We start from the raw sequence: 21,789 nt of genomic DNA, 5'->3' as shown, positions 1-21,789 counted from the left end.
CGATGGACGTGTGACTTCCGGAAGGAGGCCGGCAGACATGAAAGGCCGCAGCGGATTCACTCTCATCGAACTGCTGGTCGTCATCGCGATCATCGCTATCCTTGCCGCAATTCTCTTTCCCGTGTTCGCACGGGCTCGCGAGAGCGCCCGGCGCACCAACTGCCTGAGCAATCTGAAGCAGCTGGCTCTGGGCTCGATGATGTACGCACAGGACTACGACGAACTTCTGCCTGTTGGCGCAACTCAGGGCAACCCGCTGCTCAACGTGGTGCAGGCTGTCTGGCCGTACGTGCGCAACCGCCCCATTTTCTACTGCCCGTCTATCAGCGTGCTTGTCCCGTACAACCCGCTGCTGGAGAACACTGACGCCAACTGGAATACCGGCAATATCGGCTACTACTTCTTCTCGATGCTTGATATCCACCCCCACACCGGGCCGTTCATCACCCGGCACCCGCCGCGGCAGTTGACCCTTTCATCCGATACGGACCTGTGGATGTGGAGTGACGTGTTCGGAGCATTCTACTGGAACCAGGGTGCGCCATTCTGCCACGGTCTTCCTAAATGGAGTTTCACGAACGTGGCTTTCGTCGACGGGCATGTGAAGGCCATGTCCGGCCGACCTGTGGATATTTTCAAGTAGGCCAGCGTCGCACGGAGAGTTTCGAGACAGGACGACCGCACATCGATCAGGGGCATACGGGCTTCGGGCAGGGCTCGAACTCGTATGTCAGTCTCCCGCCGCATGGGCAGATGTGGACAGCCAAGGTCGCCGGTTCCAACGACTGCCAAGGCGAAGGACAAATCAAGGAGGCTGACTGGCGCGACGCCTGCCCCAGGCGGCTGAGATGGTGTATGGACTCGCGTAGGCCGCCCGTCTCGGTCAACGAAATGCTCGCGTAGGCCGACCGTCGCGGTCGGCGGAATCCTCCACGCGGTCCCCGCCCCTCAGGGTGCCTCGTACTCCACGACCAGTTCGGGCTTCTGCGGGCCTTCGCGGGAGACGTAGCTGGCCCCATCATTCCCGGTGGGATCGAGACAGATCGACAGTTCCTTGAGGCCGGTCAGGTTGATGTCCAGGACCCTCTCCACCCATTCCTGCTGCTCGATTCTGCCCAGGATTGCCAGATCCTTCCCCGGCTCCGGGCGCTTGTCGTAGGTGATGGTGTACTCGTCCCACGGCCCGGTCACCAGGCGGACCTTGCCCGAGTCGGCGCTCTGGGTGTGGCCGCCGGCAGGGACGTGGATGCGCAGGGTCGCCGAGACCGGCTTGCCCGGCAGGTCCAGCGGGAAGCGCAGATAGGCGACGTTGTGGCTCTCGTCGCCGAACTGGGTATTGCCGCCGTCCACCAGGAGCGTGGCGTCTGCGCCGAAGTTCTTGTCCGGCGTGCCCTTGCTCACATACGCGTCAGCGGAGGGCAGGATTCGCGCGCGCCCCCGGGCGCCCAGGTACTCGACGGCGATGGCGCGCTGGGTCTCTACTCGTCCATCCGTCCAGACCAGGCGGGTGTCAATCTCCAGTTGAGCCTTGGCGCCCCTCTGGGCGACGTTCACCGAGATCGGAATCGCCAGGCTCTTGCCGGGCTCGAGGGTCACCTCGGTGCGCGCCGGATCGACCGCTACCTGCTCGGGAGCGGTGAGGTGGAGGCTCCCATTAAAGGTCTCGTCGGTGTAGTTGGCGATGCGAATCTCGCCCTTGCCTGCGCTGTCCAGGTCGCTCAGAGTGAAGTTCGGTACCGTCATCCCCACCTGCAGCACTTTCTCGCGGACGATCTCCAGGCCACACAAGAGCGGGACGGTGTCGGCTTCGAGCTTCTCTACCGTGGGGACGAGTTCCACGGACAGACTGTCGGTGACCTCGATGCCCTTGAACTCGCGCACCACGGCGCAGTCCTTGCCGCCACCAAGTTTCGCGATGTCCACGCCGGTGTCAACAGTGTTGCCCTGAAGTTTGATGTCGAAGGTGCGCTTGCCTGGGGCCGCATTGTCTGGGTCCGCGAAGAGCAGGCGCACGGTGTACAAGGCGGACCCGTCCACCGGACCCACGAGCGGCACGTTGAGGGAGGTTAGCCCCCGACAGCCCGATGCGTAGAGCCAAGGCTCGGTGGTATTGCCCACGAGGGTGTCCTCGGCGGCGCGGGAGTAGTAGCCCTGGCCAGGAAGAATGGTGAGTTTGGCGTCGACATTGAGGCGCATGCGACCGGGAGGCCGCGGGTAGGACAGCCACAGGCCCCCGTTGGATGCCGCGCGGTCGCCCGGCGCGCCGAGATTGAGGCGCAAGTGCTTCACCGGCATGGTTGCGCCGGGGTCGCTGAACAGGCCCCAGGCGCGGTGGGTATTGCTGGGCTTCAGTACCGTTGTGGCGTGGATCGAGACAAGACAGACGCAGCCCGAACTGGCTTCGGGACAGACCAGAAGCCCGTTGGCCGGGATCATGTTGATCCAGCAGCCTGCGCGCTGACCGGCGAAGTGTTCGGTGCCCTGGTCGGCGATCAGGTCGTAGTAGGCGAAGGACCAGGAGCGGAACCACAGGCCATTGGGGGAGCCGCTGATGGTGCCGCAGTGGTGACCGGGGCGCTCGAACTGCCATAGACTCGGCAGCCCTGTGACGGGGTTGGTGCGGGTGATCTGTTCGCCGCTGTGCAGGTCGAAGGCCCAGGGCTCGGCAATCAGCTTATCCCCAACGATGAGCGGGCGAATGCGATAGCCCAGGGGCTTGGCCCACAGGAGGGAGCCGTCATCTGTGGACAGCGCGACCGCGGCGCGGGAAGCGTACTCGCCGCCGAGGAACTGCGGCCAGTAGTGCCCGTTTGCGTGGGACGCGCAGAAGACCAGGACGCCCCTACTCGCCATGGCGGTGAGCACGTGGGCGGCGCAGCCCGTGAGGTCCACGGGGGTCTCCCAGAGCATTTCCCCGGTGCGCAGGTCAAGGGCGTAAGCCACTCGGACGTCCACGTTCGCCAGCTCCTTGATGGCCTGGTCGCGGGTCATGCCCTTGCCTTCGAGTTCCGCGACTTTGGCTGCGAGAGCCTGTGCGCGCTGGTCATCGGTGGCAGTCTGGTCGGGGAAATACACGCGGCCGCCGTCCACGGCGATGGCGTTGTTGCGGATGTTCTTGCCTTGATGAACCCAGAGGATGTCGCCCGTCACGGCGTCCATGCCGAAGAGCACGTCGCTGTATTGGCCCTTGGTGGAACTGCTGCCGATGAGCACGCCATCTGCGACGGCCACGTATTTCCAGGTGCGGCGCTCCTCATCAACTTTCGGGATGGTGAAGGTGTTCAGCGTTTCGCCAGTCTCCTGGTCGAGGCGCAGGCACTGGTCGCCGATGGCGACGAAAAGCGCCCTGTCGTCGCAGGCGAGATTGCTGCACTCATTGACCATGCCCACCCGCATCGCTCCGGGGATCATCCGGTCCCAGTACATGACGCCGTTGTACGCATCGAAGCACATGATCTCGTTCATGCCCTGGAGGAAAACCTTGCCGTTGATAGACAAAGGCGCGGCGTTCCCGGCATGGCGGCTGGGGACCTTGTCCGGGCCGGGCTCCCCGTACCAGAGCACCTCAAGCGGGCAGCGCAGGAAAGTGTCGCCGGTTGCGGCTGTGTTGCCCGCGTCACCGTACTGGTGGGTCCATGAGCCTGCGCCGGGGAGTGGGCCGCGCTCGTACCGAGCCCACAGACCGTTTTCGGTGGAAATACTGGCGCCGGCTAGTTCACTGCCCGCCAGCATCTGCTCGAGAGCGGCGCGTTCCAGTTTTCCGGGCGCGCCTTCGGCAGGCTGTCCCAGGTAGGCCACACCGCCGCAGGGCTTGAGAATGCGCATGATCTCAGCCGGAGGCGTCTCCATTTTCCCCGTCATCACAAGTTGCCCGGAGACGACGAGGTTTGCCGAGTAGTCGGCGTAGGGCAGCTGGGAGAGGCTGCCAAGCTCCACCTGGACGCGGGTGCCCAGCATTCCTGCAGCCGCAAGCTTCTCCCGGGCAATGGCCACATTGTCGGGCTGGAAGCAGATGCCGTAGACCTGGAGTTCGGATCGCTTCGCGATCTCGTAGGCAAGACGACCGTCACCGCTGCCGATGACCACACAGTAACCGCGCTTCACGCCGCTGCCGTCCACGATGGCCTGGGCGGCACGTTCAACGAAGGCGGAGAGCCTGTCGTTCGCATACGGCGCGGCTGGTTTCGGCTGGTGAACGGTTGGCTTTGCCACCTGTTTCGGGCCAAAAGCGTGGATGTTTCCCGCGGTAGTGCTGACATAGAGAGTGTCTCCGGCCAAGGACAGGCCCTTCGCTTCACCCTCCACCGTCCCGCGCCATATCTCGGCGCCGGTGTTGCGGTCCAGAGCGACCACGAAGCCGTCGCCACCGGCGATCACTGCGTTCTTGGTGACGATCATCTCAAGCAGCTTGCCGGGGGCTTCGTATGTCCATGAAGTGCACTTGCTGATTGCCTCGTTGACTTCATTGAGCTTCTGGTCGAGTTCGGCAAGCTTCTGTTCCTTGTCCTCGGCTTTCGAAGAGGCCACGTTGGCCCGCTGGGTGCCCAGATCGCGGCGTTGGCGGCTGAGTTCGGGGTACTTGATGCGGTCCAGTGCAGTGATGGTCTCCTGGTCCAGCATGTAGGAAACTTCCGCAGTCACCACGAGCTTTTGACCCGGGAACCACGCAAAGCCCAGATTGCCGGAGGCGGCGTCGTAGGCGGCCATGAACTCGGAGCCCACATACAGGTGGTCTCCATACAAGAGCGCGTAACTGCCGCCAAGCGAGGCGTACGTGCCTGCCACCGCGCCGGTCTGCCAGCGGCTGTAACTGCGCTTGTAGTTGAAGCTGCCGTCTGAGAGGTTGACTGCGGCGGGCAGACTGCGGCCCGATGGCACGTACAGGACCTCGTCGGATGCAAGCAGGTAGCCCTGGGGAGACAGGTCGAAGCTGCCCGAATCGCGGTCGCTCAGGGAGTCATTCAGCCAGATCCGGGAACCATCGGAGGCTTTCACGGCATGAATGTAAATGCGTTCGCCCGGGAAGATGCCGGCCGTGAAATAGGCGATGCCGTTCTGCACGAGCACGCCTGTGCGCAAGGGCCACATGGAGATCATCTTCCCGTGTCCCAGGACGCGGCGGGTTCCTGGGGCGCCAGGCATTTTCCAGACCAGCTCGCCGGTCTTTGCGTCCACGCAGTAGGCGTAGCCGTCGTCGGAGCCGAAATATGCGCGGCCTTCGGCGATGGTGGGAGCAAGGCGCACCGGGCCGTTGGTGAAGAAACGCCATTTGAGCGCACCGGTAGCCTGGTCCAGACAGTAGACGCAGTTATCCGAGGATGATCCGAAGTACGCCAGACCATTGGCGGCGGTGATGTGGAAGACATCGTCGAACTTGGTCTTATTAAACTCCAGGACGCCCTCGACGGGTACATTCTGCGGGTCGGCCCAGGCAGGGTCGGGAGCGGCCAAGGGCTTGTAGACCCACTGCTCGTGTAGCGGCAGCCGCACTTCATTTGGCGACACATGGCTGCGGGAGTTGTCGTGACCGAAAACGGGCCAGTCGTCGGCGCACACGGGTAACGCCGCCAGAAATAGAAGGAGGATGACTGGCCATGACGCATGATATCGGGGAGCTTTCTTGATGCGGATGATGCGGGTGCCGAGGGGGATCATCGTTGAGCCTCCGCTGTCGCGGCTGAAGTCTGTTTCCGGTACCATTGGACATGCTCCGCGATGAGACCTTCTGTAATTCGCACCGTCATGGACATTTGTTGTACACTTAACGTCCTCGGCATCGGAACGCATAGAGGGCTGGACGGATGCGCGGAGAAGGGAAGACCATGAGAAGAACATGCTGGTTACCTGCGATGGTACTGTGCGGCGCGGCACTCGCTTGTCCCTACTCGATCCGGGACGCGGGGTTCATCGTGCGCGAGCCCGAGCCGTTCCGGCTGGTGGTCTTCCATGACCTGACCATGAGCATCACCCGGGGCGCCATGGAGCTGGAAGTCAAGGCCGCAAGGGAGAAGCACCTGGAGTTCGCTGACGTGGTCATGGAGGTTCTGGAGACCGGGCCGGGAGTTGCCGAGGAGGACAAAGCCGTGCAGTTCCGCCGGGACTTGACCCCGAAGGGTGCGCAGCCTCCGAGAGCCGTCCTTGTCTCACCGGATGGGAGGGGCATGGTGGCGGTCGGCGCCGAAGCACCGGTGGAGCGAGACTGGTACGAGAACCTGGCGCGGCTTGCGGTGACTTCCCCGGTGCGACAGAAGATCGCTGACCTTCTAGTACCCTCGTGGTGCGTACTGCTGGTGGTTCAGGGCAAGAACGCCGAGGAAAATGCGAATGTTCTTGAGGCCGTCCAGCAAGCTGCACAGTCCATGATCGGCTTCAAGCCGGAAATGGGGGACAAGATCGCCAAGGCGCCCCCGGTGGTCAGCGTGAACTGGGATGACCCGCGGGAACAGGTGCTCATGTGGAGCCTGGGCCTGAGGGAGCATGGAGAAAGCGCGGCCAAGGCGGCCATCATTTTCGGGCGCGGCAGGCGGTTGGGCCCGGTCTTCTGGGGAGCCACCATCACCGCGGAGACACTCAGGCAGGGCATGAGGCTTCTCGGCCGCAACTGCACCTGCACCAGCGAGCCCGCCCAGATTCTCGGGCCCGTCATGCCGCTAATGTGGGACCGGGATCGGCAGGCCCAGGCGCGTGAAGCGCTGGGCTTCGACCCCGATGCGCCGGCGGCATTGAGCGCGCTGTCCGGCGTCTGGGTGGATTTCCGGCAGGGCGGCGAAAGGCGGACCCCGGGAGAATACCTGCCGGACCCAGCGTCAGGGTATATTGAGCTGCCGCTGGACACAGGCGAGGGAACGGGCGCGCCCGGCGAGGGTGGGGAAGATGAACGGGGCGAGACCCGTCCGGAAGCGGAAAATGCAGGCATGAGGGCGGCGATTGCCGCCGCTGTTGGGCTTACTGTGGCGGTTGCGGGCGGTAGCGCAGTTCTTATCATCTGCCGACGCGGGAGTGCATGAGGAATGTCGGTGCTTGGGCTTGCTTTGCGGGAGATCCGTCACCGCAGTTTTACCTTCGTGCTCGGGGTAATTGCCGTGGCGGCATCCGTGGGGCTGTTTGCAGCGATGATCACCCTGGGGCGGGCTTCGAATACCGAGACCACGCGGCTCATGCGGAATCTGGGCTTCAATCTGCTCATCCTGCCCGGGGACGCAGATATAGGCAGTTTCTGGGCAATGGACGACGTTGAGAGCGACATGCCGGAGGAATACACCACGCGCCTCGCTCAGACCAAAGGCATCTCGGCGGACCACTACGTCTCCACGCTGCAGAAGAGGGTCAACTGGCAGGGCATGACTGTGCTGGTGACCGGGGTGCTCAAAGAACAGACTGCGGCCGGCGCGCGGACCAAGGCGCCGATGGGGACCGTGGTAGAGCCCGGCAAGTGCATCGTGGGGTACGCAATCTGCCGGAAGCTTGGCCTGAGGGAAGGGGACGAAATCGAGCTTCTCGGCCAGCGGCTGACAGTGGAGCGGTGCCTTGCGGAAGATGGCAGCGAGGAAGACGTGCGCATCTGGACCCACCTCAGGGATGCCCAGAAAATGTTCAACATGCCCGGACGGATCAACATGATCCGGGCGCTGGGCTGCCTCTGCCAGGGCGGATCGCTGGAGATCCTGCGGGATGAAATTGCCGGTGTGCTACCGGATACCTACGTAACGGAACTAAGGAATATCGTGGTCGCCCGAACCGAGACGCGTAAGATGGTGGAGAGCTACGTAGGTCTCATCGTGGCAGTGGTGGTGGTGGTCTGCGCGGCCTGGGTGGGGCTGCTGTCTTTGCTGAATGTGCGGGAGAGGCGGCATGAGATCGGCCTCCTGAGAGCGCTGGGGTTCGGATCAGGGCCCATCGCGGGACTATTCATCACCCGGGCGGCGCTGATGGGGCTGATCGGGGCGCTCATCGGGTTCGGGGTGGGGACGTGGCTGGCACTGGAACTGGGCGAGGGCATCTTCAAGATCACCTTCAAGAGCGCTGCGCCTGCCTGGGACACCTTCCTGCCCTTAGTGCTGGGCGCGCCGGTCCTGGCCGCTGTAGCGGGGCTGCTGCCTGCTGTGGTCGCCGTGACCCAGGATCCCGCCGCTGTGTTGACGGAGGAGTAAAGATGATCGAGGTCAGGGGCCTGAGCAAAGTTTACCAAAGCAAAGGGCGCCCTGTTCGGGCGCTGGACGGCGTTGATCTGACGGTCGCCGACGGCGAGTTCCTCGCGGTGCGCGGACCAAGTGGTAGCGGGAAATCCACGTTGCTGCTCACGATCGGCGGAATGGTGCGGCCCACGGAGGGGCGGGCGGTGCTGAATGGAACAGACCTCTACGGGCTGTCCGGCGGCGAGAGGGCGAACTACCGTGCACGGAACATTGGTTTCGTGTTTCAGATGTTTCATCTGGCGCCCTACCTAACGGTGCTGGAGAATGTTCTACTCCCCACCGGCCTAGTGGATAGGGGAGGACCGAGCAGGGCTCGGGCTCTTGAGCTGCTGGAGCGTTTCGGGATGGCTGAGCGCCTCGACCACCGGCCAGGGCAGCTCAGCACCGGAGAGAGACAGCGGACGGCAATTGCCCGAGCGCTCGTGAATGACCCATGGCTGGTGTTGGCGGACGAGCCCACCGGGAACCTCGATCCCGAAACAGGCGCCGAGATACTGGCATACCTCAAGGAGTTCAATGATGCGGGCCGCAGTGTGGTTCTTGTGACCCATGAGCCATGGGTCGAGGAATATGCGCATCGAACCGTGCACCTCAAGGCGGGGCGCTGTGCGGACCCTACCCCTGGCTGATCCTGTGTCACCCGCTTCGCGGTCTGTAGGGCCAGGGCGACGGCCCTTTCCGTTGCCGGGCAGAGCCCAGGAAGGAAACGGTGCTGGGGGCTCGACCGAATCCAGCCGCTTTCGGGCGGGGTACCCCCGGCCGTAGAATAGCTCTTGACAGGAGCCGAGGGGGAGGTTAGTCTTACATTTCCGATCACAACTTCTCTCATCCCGCGAGCGTGACAGCTAACTTCGACACCCCATCTTGTGCGTAAGCTACTCCTCCAAGGAGCCCGCGAGGCGGTGCACAAGCACGTGTACCGACCACGGGGGCTGCTTGTCTGTTTGGTCGGCGTGACTGCGGCGCGTATGACAATCCAGGAGGGACTGCATAAATGGCTGCATTCGAGGGTCTTATTCCCCTCCGACGCGAGCCCCACGAGGACATTATTCCGCTGCCCGATCTGATCGAGAATCAGACGACCTCCTATGAGTGGTTCTGTAAGGAGGGTCTGCAGGAACTATTCGACAATTTCAGCCCCATTGAAGACTACACCGGGAACATCGCCCTGGACTTTCTCGGCTATCGTATCGGTGAGCCTGCGAAGACCATTGAGCAGTGCAAGGAGAACGACTCGACCTTCGAGGCGCCCCTGTACGCCAAGGTCCGTCTGGTGAACCGGGAGACCGGGGAGATCAAGGAAAGCGAAGTGTACATGGGCGAGCTGCCGCAGATGACTGACCGCGGCACTTTTCTCGTGAATGGTGCCGAGCGCGTGGTCATCAGCCAACTCGCTCGCTCGCCCGGTGTGTACTTCCGGGACACCATCGATTCCGCCGGGCGCGTCCTGCACTCCGCCCAGATCATTCCCAATGAGGGCGCCTGGGTTGAGGTGGACACCTCGCCCAACGGCATGATCAGCGTGAAGATCGGGCAGACCCGGAAGTTTCCGGTAACCACGCTGCTGCGCGCCCTGGACTGGTTCGAGGTGGGCGATGCCGGCGGCGTCCCACGCACGGGCACGGACCGCGAGATCCTCGAGTGCTTCGGTACGCAGGAGACGGTCAGTGTCAAAGACCTCCTCAAACGACTGTCGGAGGGCGACGAAAGTGGCATGCCGGGCATCGAGACCCGGGATGTCTTCTACTCATTGGAGAGTGTAATTGACAACGAGGGCGAAGTGATCGTGGAGCCTTACGGCTTGATCTCGGAGAAGATGGCCCGGGATATGAGCCAGGCAAACCGCAAGGAACTGAAGGTTCTGGCGGTTTCCCACCAGATCTACGTCACTCTCGAGGATGACGACACTTTCACCGCCGAGGAGGGGCTTCTTGACGTCTATAAGAAGATCCGCCCCGGTGACCCGCCCACGGTTGAGAGCGCCGAATCACTGTTGAGGTCGTACTTCTTCGACGTCAAGCGCTACGATCTGTCCCGCGTGGGCCGGTACAAGATGAACAAGAAGCTGGGCAACGATGTGGATGGCTCGATCCATACGCTGACCCGGTCAGACATCATAGCCATCGTGCGCTACCTGCTGGGCCTTGCCCGGATGCAGGGCGCAGTGGACGACATCGACCACCTGCAGAATAAGCGGGTGCGGGCAGTGGGCGAACTGCTGCAGAACCAGCTTCGCACCGGGTTCCTGCGAATGGAGCGGGTTGCTCGCGAGCGCATGACCAGCCTGGAACCGGATGAAATGGTTCCGCAGTCGGTCATCAACATCAAGCCGATCACAGCCGCGATCAACAGCTTCTTCGGCAGCGGCCAGCTTTCGCAGTTCATGGACCAGATCAACCCCCTGGCCGAACTGGCGCACAAGCGCCGCCTGTCGGCTCTCGGCCCCGGTGGTCTGAGCAAGCAGAGCGCGAAGCTTGAGGTTCGCGACGTCCACCACTCGTACTATGGCCGCATCTGTCCGATCGAGACCCCCGAGGGGCCCAATGTTGGTCTCATCGGTTACCTCGCCCTGCACGCAAGGCTGGACGAGTACGGGTTCATCCAGACCCCCTACCGGCGCGTGAAGAAGGGCGTCGTGACGGATCAGGTCGACTACTTGACCGCGGACGAAGAGGACAAGTTCAACATCGCGACGGCTTCCGAGCGGATCGATGAGAATGGCCGGATCATCGGCGAACTGATCACTTGTCGGCGCAGCGGCGCATTCCCGGCGGTTCCGCCCGAAGAAGTCGACTACATCGACGTGACGGCCAAGCAGATTTTCTCGGTGGCCACGTCGCTGATCCCGTTCCTGGAAAACGACGACGCAGTTCGCGCGCTTGCGGGCTCCAACATGCAACGCCAGGCGGTGCCCCTGTGCAAGACCGTAGCGCCGATTATCCGCACGGGCATGGAGGAACTCGCCGCCCGGGATTCGGGGGCGGTGATCACCGCCGCAAAGGACGGACGGGTTATCGAGGCGGACGCGTCGCGGGTGAAGCTGCGCTACCGTGACGGTGAGGAGCAGGAGTTCCGGCTGGACAAGTTCTCGCGAACCAATATGGGTACGTGCATCAACCAGCGCGCCCTGGTGCGAAAGGGCGATGCGGTGCGGGCCGGGCAGCCGATCATCGACGGGTCTGCCACTCAGAATGGTTCGCTGGCGCTGGGCAAGAACCTGCTGGTCTGTTTCCTGCCGTGGGAGGGTTACAACTACGAGGACGCGGTTCTGATCAGCGAACGGTTGGTCAAGGACGATGAACTCACGTCGATCCACATCGAGAAGTACGAATGCGAGGCGCGGGACACCAAGCTGGGGCCCGAGGAGATCACGCGGGACATCCCCAACGTCGGTGATGACGCACTCAAGGATCTGGACCAGGACGGCGTTGTGGTGATCGGCTCTGAGGTCCGAGCCGAGGACATTCTCGTGGGTAAGGTGGCCCCCAAGGGCCAGACCGAGCTTACCGCCGAGGAGAAGCTGGTCATCGCGATCTTCGGCAAGAAGGCCGAGGAGATGCGGGACGTCTCACTGCGGGTTCCCCACGGCGAGAAGGGTATCGTCATCGACACCAAGGTCTTCTCGCGCTACAAGTACCAGTGCACCCGGTGCGAGGGCGAGTTCGGCTTCGGCAAGCCTCTGGAATACCCGGAGTGCGAGCGCTGTGGCGGGAAACTGAAGAAGGTGCCGGGCGACGAACTGAAACCGGGCGTGAATCAGATGGTCCGGGTGTTCGTGGCTCAGAAACGGAAGATCATGGTGGGCGACAAGCTGACCGGTCGCCACGGAAACAAGGGCGTCATCTCCAAGATTCTCCCCGTAGAGGACATGCCCTACATGGCGGACGGGACGCCGGTGGACATCTGCCTGAACCCGCTGGGCGTGCCGTCTCGTATGAACATCGGACAGGTTTTGGAGACTCACCTGGGCTTCATCGCGCGGCAGTTCGGCGAGAGTTTCACCGCGCCGATCTTCGAGGGATTCAGTGCCGAGGAGATCAAGGGCGGCATGGCTGCGGTGCGGGAGAAGTTGGAGATCGAGAGCCTGCGGTCTTACTGCCTGTGCGAGCTGAACTTCCACGGGGCCATGCTGCGGCTCGATGATGCGCCGGAGAGCACTGAGGCACTTCTTGCGGATATTCGGGCACAGCTTCTGGGCAGACCTCGCGCGGAGCTGATGGAAGTGGCGGAGTTCCTGGCGCTGGACCCGGACGCGTTCGAGCAGGCGAGTGATGAGGATGCAGTCACGATGCTCATCGATGCGGCCTGTCGCAACGCCTGGGTGCGGGCGCAGTTCGGCAGCGACTCGGGCAAGATGGTGCTGTATGACGGCCGCACCGGCGAGCAGTTCAACCAGCCGGTGGGCATTGGCGTCATGTACATCCTGAAACTGCACCACCTTGTTGAGGACAAGATCCATGCCCGCTCCACCGGCCCATACAGCCTCATCACCCAGCAGCCTCTGGGCGGTAAGGCGCAGATGGGCGGCCAGCGCTTCGGAGAGATGGAAGTGTGGGCGCTGGAAGCCTACGGTGCGGCGTATTCGCTGCAGGAAGTGCTTACGGTCAAGTCGGACGATGTGCAGGGCCGCGTGAGCACTTACGAGGCTATCGTCAAGGACGAAAACATCAAGGAACCGGGCATACCCGAATCCTTCAAGATCCTGATGCGCGAAATGCAGAGCCTGGCTCTGGACGTGAAGGTGGAGAACCGCGAGGGCCAGCTTGTGGACCTGAAGTCAGACGGGGACGACGGGCGCTAGGCCGGCCCGTGAGACGAATCGACGGGGATGTTCGGACGGAAAAGCAGGAATGACGGGCCCGCTGCCGTGACGTTCGCGGGGCAGCGGACAGACAGCAAGTCCACTCGGAGGCGATGAACTTGGCGGAAACGACCACCGATTTCGAGGCCATCACTATTGGCCTGGCGTCTCCCGACGAGATACGCTCCTGGTCTCACGGCGAAGTGAAGAAGCCGGAGACAATCAACTACCGGACCTACAAGCCCGAACGTGACGGTTTGTTCTGCGAGCGGATTTTCGGGCCGTCCCGAGACTGGGAATGCCACTGCGGGAAATACAAGAAGGTCAAGTTCAAGGGAATCATCTGCGACCGCTGCGGGGTCGAGGTGACTCGGGCGAAGGTGCGGCGCGAGCGGATGGGCCACATTGAGCTGGCCGCTCCGGTGTGCCACAGCTGGTATCTGAAGGGCGTTCCCAGCCCCATGAGCCTGCTTCTGGACATGTCTCGGCGGTTGCTGGAGGAAGTTGTCTACTTCGCCTCCTACATCGTGACCGATGTGGATTCCGACCGGCTCCAGGCCCTGCGCGGAGACATCCGCCGGGCCGTGGATGCGGAGAAGGAAGAGATCGCCAGCAATTGCGACATCGCAATTGAGAACCTGCGCGAGCGGTATGAAGAGGGGCTGCGCCGCGCTGCGGAAGAGAGTGCCCGGGAGGAAGCCTCCGACCTCGGGGAGGATGAGGAGGACATCGCGGCCGGCGAGGACGAGGACGAATTCGAAGCCGACTTCATGGGCGACGACGAGGACGAGATCGACGAAGACGATGCAGATGCGGACCTGGGCCTTGACCTCTTCCCCGGTTTCGGGTATTCGAGCGAACCGCTGCCGGAGATCATGAGCGAAGAGGATCTCTCTCGGCGGATCCAGATCGAGAAGGAGTCAGCCCAGCAGAAGTCGGCGGCGCTGGAAGAGGCTCTCGAGAAGCTTTTCGAGCTGACTCCGCGACAGCTCATCTCGGAGATGGACTACCGGCGACTGGGCGACCTGCTGGAGGTCTGCGAGAAGCACCTCGAGGGCAACTTCACTGACCTGTTCCGCGCCGGCCTTGGGGCGGAAGCGATTGGCGAACTGCTTGCGGATATTGACCTGGACGAGCTTGCCCACGAATTGCGGAAGGAGATTGACGAGCGCACCGGTGCACGGCGCGCCCGCGCGGTCAAGCGTCTGCGCATCGTGGAAGCCTTCCGCAAGTCCAAGAACCGGCCCGAGTGGATGATCCTTGAAGTTATCCCGGTGCTGCCGCCCGAGCTGCGCCCCATGGTGCAGCTTGACGGCGGACGCTTCGCCACGTCGGACCTGAATGATCTGTACCGCCGAGTGATCAACCGCAATAACCGGTTGCGCAGGATCGTGGAGATCAATGCGCCGGAGTCGATCATCAACCACGAACGGCGATTGCTGCAGGAGGCCGTGGACGCGCTCATCGACAATAACCGCCGCAGCCGGCCCGTGACGGGCTCCAATCGCCGGCCGCTCAAGTCGCTGTCCGACATGCTGAAGGGCAAGGAAGGCCGGTTCCGCAAGAACCTGCTGGGTAAGCGAGTGGACTACTCGGGCCGCAGCGTTATCGTGGTCGGCCCCGAACTGAAGATGCACCAGTGTGGCCTTCCGCGCGAGATGGCCCTGGAACTGTTCAAGCCATTCGTCATGCAGCGTCTCGTTGAGCAGGGCTACACGACGAATATCAAGACGGCAAAGCGCATGGTGGACCGGCTGCGAAGCGAGGTGTGGGACGCGCTGGAGGAGGTCATTGAGGGCCACCCGGTTCTGCTCAACCGTGCGCCGACCCTGCATCGTCTGGGCATCCAGGCCTTCGAGCCCACGCTCATCGACGGCAAGGCGATCCAGCTCCACCCGTTGTGCTGCGAGGCTTTCAATGCGGACTTCGACGGCGATCAGATGGCAGTTCACGTACCGCTGTCGGCCCACGCGCAGGCCGAGGCGCGGTTGCTGATGCTGGCCAGCCGCAACCTGTTCAAACCCGCAGACGGCGCGCCGATCACGGCGCCCAAGTATGACATCGTTCTGGGCTGCTACTACATGACCCAGGAGAACCCCAACGCTCGCGGCGCAGGTAAGAGCTTCGAGAGCGCTGAAGCGGTCATGAGCGCGTATGAACATGGCAAGATCGACCTTCACGCGTCGGTGAAGGTGCGTATCCCGACCATCTCGGTGCGCCTGCTTGATGAAGCCGGCAATGAGCAAGAGATCGAGGAGCAGCTTCTCACCGATCTGAAGCGCGCCATCGCGGTGAACGTGGTGGACGAGCACCCGGTGCGGAACCGCGCTTTCAGCTTCGCTCTGACCGACGCGATGATCGAGAAGGCCCGGGAGACCGTTGGGGATGCGCGGGGTGAGAACTGGCGGCAGATCGAGCCGAAGGATCTTCCCGCCAACAAGGATGAGCGGATCCAGGCGCTCCTGGAGTTCGCGGCCGGTATGGCAGCGCTGGATGGTCGTTGCGCGGTTGGGGATGTAATCGAAGCCGGGGTCCACCGTGAGATGGTGGATACCACGGTGGGGCGAGTCATCTTCAACTCCTATCTGCCGCTGGACATGCGCTTCCTGAACCACGACATTGCTAAAGACGAATTGGGCAAGCTCGTGGACAAGTGCTACAACATCTACGGTCAGGCGCGCACCGCGGAGCTGCTGGATACGGTCAAGGCGGCGGGGTTCAAGTACGCCACCCGGTCCGGCCTGAGCATCTGCATGGACGACACCAACGTCCCGACCGAGAAGGAGCGTGTCGTCTCCAAGACTGAGCGGGAGGTCCGGCGCATCAACGAGGCGGCAGCCAAAGGGCTTATCCTGCCCGACGAGCGCGAGGCCCTGGTGCTGGAATTGTGGCTGAAGGCTCGCGAGGACATCGCGGACCAGATTTTGGCCAATATCGACAGCTTCAACTCAATCTGGATGATGACCAACTCCGGGGCGCGCGCCAATCGCAGCCACATTTCGCAGATCTCGGGCATGCGTGGTCTCATGAGCGACCCGTTTGGTCGACTGATTGAGGACATGCCGGTAAAGAACAACTTCAACGACGGCTTGAACGTTCTGGAGTATTTCGTGTCCACTCACGGCGCCCGCAAAGGTCTCGCGGACACGGCTCTGCGCACTGCGGACGCGGGGTACCTGACCCGCCGCCTGGTGGACGTGGCCCAGGACGTCATGATCCGCGCCGATGACTGCGGAACGATGGAAGGGATCGTTGTTTACCCCTTCTACGAACACGAGATGCACTGCCCGGCGTGTGGTCAGGAAGACCATCACCGCACCGGCGAATGCCAGTATTGCCATGCCACTCTGCCGCCGGCGCGCAACAACGACACTTTCGAGACCCTGGAGCAACGCATTATCGGCCGGACCGCGGCGGTGGATATCATTCACCCGGAGACCAACCAGGTCATCGTGCCGGCCGGTTACGAGATCACTGAGCGTCTGGCCAGCGAGATCCAGAACGCGGGGATCGTGGAAGTCACCCTGCGCTCGCCGCTGACCTGCGAGTTACGACGCGGGGTGTGCGCCAAGTGCTATGGTCGCGATCTTGCCACGCGTCGACCGGTTGAGATCGGAACGGCCATCGGGATCATCGCCGCGCAGTCCATCGGGGAGCCCGGGACGCAGTTGACAATGCGCACGTTCCATACCGGTGGCGTCGCGGGTGAGTACATCACCGGCGTTGCTGACGTGAAGAAGCGGAAGCAGCAAGCCCTGCGCAGTCTGAGCGACGACATCGACCAGGGCCTGGTTTCGCTGGACATGGTCGGTGGCGGCGGTCGCGCGCGCCGCAAGGCGATCAAGGAAATGCTCAAGGTGCTTGAGACCTCGGTTCATGGTCTCCTGCGCGTTGTTGAACTGTTCGAGGCCCGTACCCCCAAGGGGCAAGCCATCACGGCGAAGGTGGATGGTGTGGTCGCGGAGATCGACACCAAGGGTCTTCGCACTGTGGTCATCCATTCCGAGCACTCCATCGACGACTTGCGTGTGATCCGTGGTGAGCGTCTGGCGGAGGACGCAGTCGGCCCGGACGGGACGCTGCTTGCCAAGCGCGGCCAGAAGCTGCTCAAGAAAGTGCGGGCACGGCTGCGGAAGGCCGGCGTGGAGTTCGTCAAGATCGCCACATCCCACCTGGTGCCCTACCGCGGCGAGCTCTATGTGCAGGAAGGCACCGAAGTGCGCGCCGGAGACCGTCTGACCGCCGGCCCGATGGACCCGCAGGCGATCCTCGAAATGAAGGGCGTCCAGGGCGTTCAGGACTACCTGCTTCGCGAGATTCAGGCGGTCTACAAGGCGCAGGGCGTCAGCATCAACGACAAGCACATCGAGGTCATTATCCGCCAGATGCTGCGGAAGCGGAAGATACGCGAACACGGCGACACCCGGTTCCTGCCGGGGGAGATTGTGGACCGGATGGACTTCGAGGACGAGAATCGCCGCGTCCGAGAACTGGGCGGCACCGAGGCAACCGCGGAGCCGATCCTCCTGGGAATCACGCAGGCGTCCCTGGCAACCGAGAGCTTCCTGTCAGCCGCGTCCTTCCAACGCACCACGCGGGTTCTCACCGAGGCGGCGTGCGAGTACCGGCGCGACCCGCTGCTGGGCCTGAAGGAGAACGTGATCATCGGCCGGTTGATTCCGGCGGGCAGTGGCCTGCCGCGGCACCGGAACTGCAAGATCGGGTACTCCGAGGATGTGCAAGAACTGGTTCAAGCGCACCAGCCCGTGCTGGTGGCCGAGCCCAGGGACGCGCTGGATCAGCTTCTCGAGGATATCCAGGCTGCCCGTGAAGCCGGCCTTGGAGTGCTGGATGATGATCTGGAGCCGGATGAGGATGTTCCGATGGACGATGAGTACGGGGAAGACGACCTGGATGATGAAAACGACGACGATCTGGACGGGTCGATGGACGACGACGAATAGGTCCAGGACACGCGTGTGGGAGGGGTCTGAGCCAACATTGGGGCGAGTAGGGGCGAGGACGTGACCGGCGGGGCTTTTCTGAAGAAAAAGGGGGCCGAATCGGCAAAATCGGCCCCCTTTGAGCTTGACAGCAGCGGAATCCCTGACTATACTCAATGCTCTTCGCCATGCACGACAAGCGTTGCTTCCAGGCCAAGCGCCAGGATGGCGCGGATTGCAGCGAACTAGCGTGCTGAGAGTGCGATCTGGTAGATATCGGGGCTGTGTTTGGCCGCTTATTGCGAAAGCCGTTCGCGGATCTGACTCGATGGGCCGAAAGGGTCTGATGAGTCCGCAACGCCTCGCCGGAGGCGTGTGTTGCTTCGCATGAGAGCTAGCCTGCCAAGCCCCTCATTGCATTATCGAGGGGCTTTGCTTTTCCGGCAGCGCGCAGGACTGGCGACACAACCGATTGCGTAATTGAGGAGTGACGTGTGTGCCGACGATCAGTCAGCTGGTGCGGAAGGGCCGCAAGAAGAAAGAGCGCAAGATGAGCACGCCGGCCTTCAAGGTCGTGTGGAATGCGGAGAAGCGGAAGTCCAAGTGGGTTGAGGGCGCTCCGCAGCGCCGCGGCGTTTGCACCCGCGTGTGGGCGCAGACGCCGAAGAAGCCGAACTCCGCCATGCGCAAGTGCGCTCGTGTGCGTCTCTTCAATCGCCAGGAAGTCACCGCGTACATCCCGGGCGAGGGTCACAACCTCGCGGAGCACTCCATCGTGCTCATTCGCGGCGGCCGCGTGAAGGACCTGAACTCGGTGAAGTACCACGTGATCCGCGGCACACTGGATGCTTCTGGCGTTGACGGGCGGAAGAAGGCCCGGTCGAAGTACGGCGCGAAGAAGCCATAGGCGCCACGCGCAAGAGAGTACTCCGGGCCCCGAGCTCGCGATGCTGGGGCCCGTTTTCGCCGCATATTGACCGAGGATATCGGAAGTTGTTGCCAAGGGAAGGTGCTTGTGCATGCCACGACGGGGAGCGGCTCCGAAGCGCGACGTAGTCCCGGATGCGGTGTTCGGCAGCCGGACCGCGCAGCAGATCATCAACAAGCTGATGAAGGGCGGCAAGAAAGTTACAGCCGAGCGCATCTTTTACGGCGCCCTGCAGGTGATCGCTGACAAGACCGGCCAGAACCCGTTGGACGTCCTGGCCCGCGCCATGAAGAACGTGACACCGATTGTCGAGGTGCGGCCGCGGCGCGTGGGTGGAGCTACCTACCAGGTCCCGGTTGAGGTTTCGCCGCGCCGCCAGATGACGCTGGCCGTCCGCTGGCTGCTGCGTGCCGCGCGGGAACGCCACGAGCGCACCATGCGCGACCGTCTGGCCAACGAAATCATGGACGCCGCGAACCGCGAGGGCGCGACGATGAAACGGCGCGAGGACATGCAGCGCATGGCCGAGGCAAACAAGGCGTATTCGCACTATCGCTGGTAGACCGTTGCTGTTGTGCTCCGCACTTTGGCATAGGTATCACCTGAACGCACTACGGATTGGGGTCTTACGTGGCGAACTTGCCGCTGGAGAAAGTCAGAAACATTGGTATCGCCGCGCACATCGACGCGGGGAAGACCACCACCACCGAGCGCATCCTGTACTACACAGGTCGGGTGCACCGGATGGGTGAGGTGGACGACGGCGATGCCACCATGGATTGGATGCCGCAGGAGATGGAGCGCGGCATCACAATCACCAGCGCCGCCACGACTTGTGAGTGGAAGAACCACCGCATCAACATCATCGATACCCCCGGCCACGTCGATTTCACCGCTGAGGTTGAGCGGTCCCTGCGTGTGCTGGACGGGATGGTCATGGTCATGTGCGCGGTGGGAGGGGTCCAGCCCCAGTCTGAGACGGTATGGCGACAGGCCAATAAGTATTCGGTTCCGCGCATCGTCTTCGTGAACAAGATGGACCGGGTCGGCGCGGATTTCCATGATGTGCTGCATCAGATGCGGCAGCGGCTGGGAGCCCATGTGATCGCGGTGCAGCTACCGATCGGCTCCGAGGACAAGTTCGAGGGTGTCATTGACCTTATCGAGCAGCGCGCATACCGGTGGGTTGGAGAGCACGGCGAGACGATCGAGGAGTTCGACGTTCCGGCGAACATGCTCCAGCGGGTCGCAACGTTCCGCGAACACCTGATCGTAGCTCTCGCCGAGGCAGACCCGGAACTTGAAAACATGTACCTGGAGGGCGACGAGCCCACTGCGGACAGGATTCGCCAGGCGATCCGGAAGCTCACAGTCGAGGGGAAGATGGTCCCGGTCGTGACCGGGACGGCCCTGAAAAACAAGGGCGTGCAGCTCCTGCTCGACGCAATCTGCGAATACCTGCCCTGCCCAGTGGAGACGCCTGCGATCCACGGGGTACACCCGAAGAGCGGAGAACCCGTGGAGCGCAAGCCCAGCCCGGAAGAGCCGTTCTGCGGATACGTTTTCAAAGTCGTCAGCGACGCTTTTGTGGGCCAGCTTGCATACATGCGAGTGTATAGCGGCCACGTGAACAAGGGCGACAGTGTTTTGAACTCCCGCACCGGCCGCAAGGAACGACTTTCGCGGCTATTGCGGATGCACGCGAACCGGCGCGAGGATCTTGACAGAGCAGAAACCGGCGATATCGTGGCGCTGGTTGGGCTGACCCAGCCGGTGACGGGGGATACCCTGAGCGCCCTGCATGCGCCCATTGCGCTGGAGGCCATAAGCTTCCCGGAGCCCGTGATCTCGTTGGCAATAGAGGCCAAGACGCGGGCGGATGAGGAGCGTCTTGCCGACGCCCTGAGCCGGCTTGTGGCGGAGGACCCGACCTTCGCCGTCCGGACGGATCGCGACACGGGTCAGCAGATCATCTCCGGCATGGGCGAACTGCACCTTGAGATCATTGTTGACCGGCTTCGCCGTGAGTTCGGCGTTGAGGTCAACGTGGGCAAGCAGCAGGTGGCGTACAAGGAGACCATCACTCGGGCCGCTGAGGGTGAGGCGCGGTTCGTACGCCAGACCGGCGGCCGCGGACAGTTCGGCCACGTGATCTTGAAACTTGAGCCCACCGGTCCCGAGACGGAGTTCGAGTTTGTGAACGCTATCAAGGGCGGGTTGATTCCGGCGGAGTTTATCCCGGCAGTGGAGGCGGGGTTGCGGGAAGCCATGGAGAGCGGGCCGCTGGCGGGATATCCCGTAACGCGTATCAAGGCCACGCTCCTGGGCGGCTCTTACCATGAGGTTGACTCCAGTGAGTTGGCGTTCCGAGTGGCGGCGGGAATGGCGTTCCGGGAAGCTTATCTGAAGGCCCAGCCGACGCTGCTTGAGCCGATTATGCTCGCCGAGATCATCACGCCTGAGCAATACATGGGCGACGTGGTCAATGATCTGAACTCGAAGCGCGCCGAGATCGAGCGGATGACCATTGGCGCCGGCGACACCCAGACGATTGTGGCCCGCGTGCCACTTGCACAGATGTTCGGGTATTCCACATCCCTGCGGTCGCAGTCGCAGGGCAGGGCGACGTACACCATGGAGCCGCACTCGTACGAGCCGGTTCCCGACCCTGACGCGGTCCTGGGGCGCGTCTAGCGCAAGGGCGTAAGCACGTCAGGGCCGCAGAAGACAGAAGAAAGACGAAAGCTCAGGTTCCGCCCGAAAACGATCTGCGGAACCGGGAGGTAAACCAGGAAATGGCCAGGGAGAAGTTCGAGCGAACAAAGCCGCATGTGAACGTGGGGACCATCGGTCACGTCGACCACGGGAAGACCACGCTGACGTCGGCGATCACGAAGTGTCTGGCGCTCAGTGAAGAGGGCA

At 62.8% G+C, this 21,789-nt stretch carries 11 protein-coding genes; 10 read left to right on the top strand and 1 reads right to left on the bottom strand.

Annotated elements, in window-relative coordinates; genetic code table 11:
• The first annotated feature begins 37 nt into the window (after positions 1–37).
• Entirely contained in the window at positions 38–643 is a 606-nt protein-coding gene (locus HPY44_16915) for a DUF1559 domain-containing protein (protein ID NSW57695.1), read from the top strand.
• A 305-nt stretch (positions 644–948) separates the two neighbouring features.
• Here HPY44_16915 and HPY44_16910 read toward each other — a convergent pair whose 3' ends face one another.
• A complete protein-coding gene (locus HPY44_16910) occupies positions 949–5,700 on the bottom strand; it encodes a PQQ-binding-like beta-propeller repeat protein (protein NSW57694.1) in 4,752 nt (1,583 codons plus the stop codon).
• A gap of 122 nt (positions 5,701–5,822) precedes the next feature.
• Here HPY44_16910 and HPY44_16905 point away from each other — a divergent pair, with 122 nt between their 5' ends.
• The 9 genes from HPY44_16905 to tuf all read left to right on the top strand — a co-directional run.
• Complete coding sequence (locus tag HPY44_16905; GenBank protein NSW57693.1) at positions 5,823–7,007, top strand: hypothetical protein; 1,185 nt, start codon at positions 5,823–5,825, stop codon at positions 7,005–7,007.
• Positions 7,008–7,010: 3 nt separating this feature from the next.
• Positions 7,011–8,150: an ABC transporter permease gene (locus tag HPY44_16900; protein ID NSW57692.1), complete on the top strand. Its 1,140-nt coding sequence runs from the start codon at positions 7,011–7,013 to the stop codon at positions 8,148–8,150.
• A 2-nt stretch (positions 8,151–8,152) separates the two neighbouring features.
• A complete protein-coding gene (locus HPY44_16895) occupies positions 8,153–8,824 on the top strand; it encodes an ABC transporter ATP-binding protein (GenBank protein NSW57691.1) in 672 nt (223 codons plus the stop codon).
• Positions 8,825–9,189: 365 nt separating this feature from the next.
• Positions 9,190–12,996 carry a DNA-directed RNA polymerase subunit beta gene (gene rpoB, locus HPY44_16890; protein ID NSW57690.1) on the top strand — a complete coding sequence of 1,269 codons (3,807 nt, stop codon included), beginning with the start codon at positions 9,190–9,192 and terminating at the stop codon, positions 12,994–12,996.
• 113 nt (positions 12,997–13,109) lie between these two features.
• On the top strand, positions 13,110–17,960 hold the full coding sequence (locus tag HPY44_16885; protein NSW57689.1) for a DNA-directed RNA polymerase subunit beta': 4,851 nt from the start codon (positions 13,110–13,112) through the stop codon (positions 17,958–17,960).
• A 475-nt stretch (positions 17,961–18,435) separates the two neighbouring features.
• A complete protein-coding gene (gene rpsL / locus HPY44_16880; GenBank protein NSW57688.1) occupies positions 18,436–18,846 on the top strand; it encodes a 30S ribosomal protein S12 in 411 nt (136 codons plus the stop codon).
• A 112-nt stretch (positions 18,847–18,958) separates the two neighbouring features.
• Positions 18,959–19,429 (top strand): 30S ribosomal protein S7, encoded by a 471-nt coding sequence (gene rpsG / locus HPY44_16875; protein ID NSW57687.1) that lies wholly within the window; start codon positions 18,959–18,961, stop codon positions 19,427–19,429.
• Positions 19,430–19,497: 68 nt separating this feature from the next.
• Positions 19,498–21,561, top strand: coding sequence for an elongation factor G (gene fusA / locus HPY44_16870; protein ID NSW57686.1), 2,064 nt, complete (start codon positions 19,498–19,500; stop codon positions 21,559–21,561).
• A gap of 101 nt (positions 21,562–21,662) precedes the next feature.
• Positions 21,663–21,789 (top strand): elongation factor Tu (gene tuf / locus HPY44_16865; GenBank protein NSW57685.1); only part of this gene is annotated, 127 nt, incomplete at its 3' end.

The sequence above is a fragment of the Armatimonadota bacterium genome, assembly GCA_013314775.1.
Taxonomy (GTDB): Bacteria; Armatimonadota; Zipacnadia; order Zipacnadales; family JABUFB01; genus JABUFB01.
This window is presented reverse-complemented; position numbering and strand designations above follow the sequence as displayed.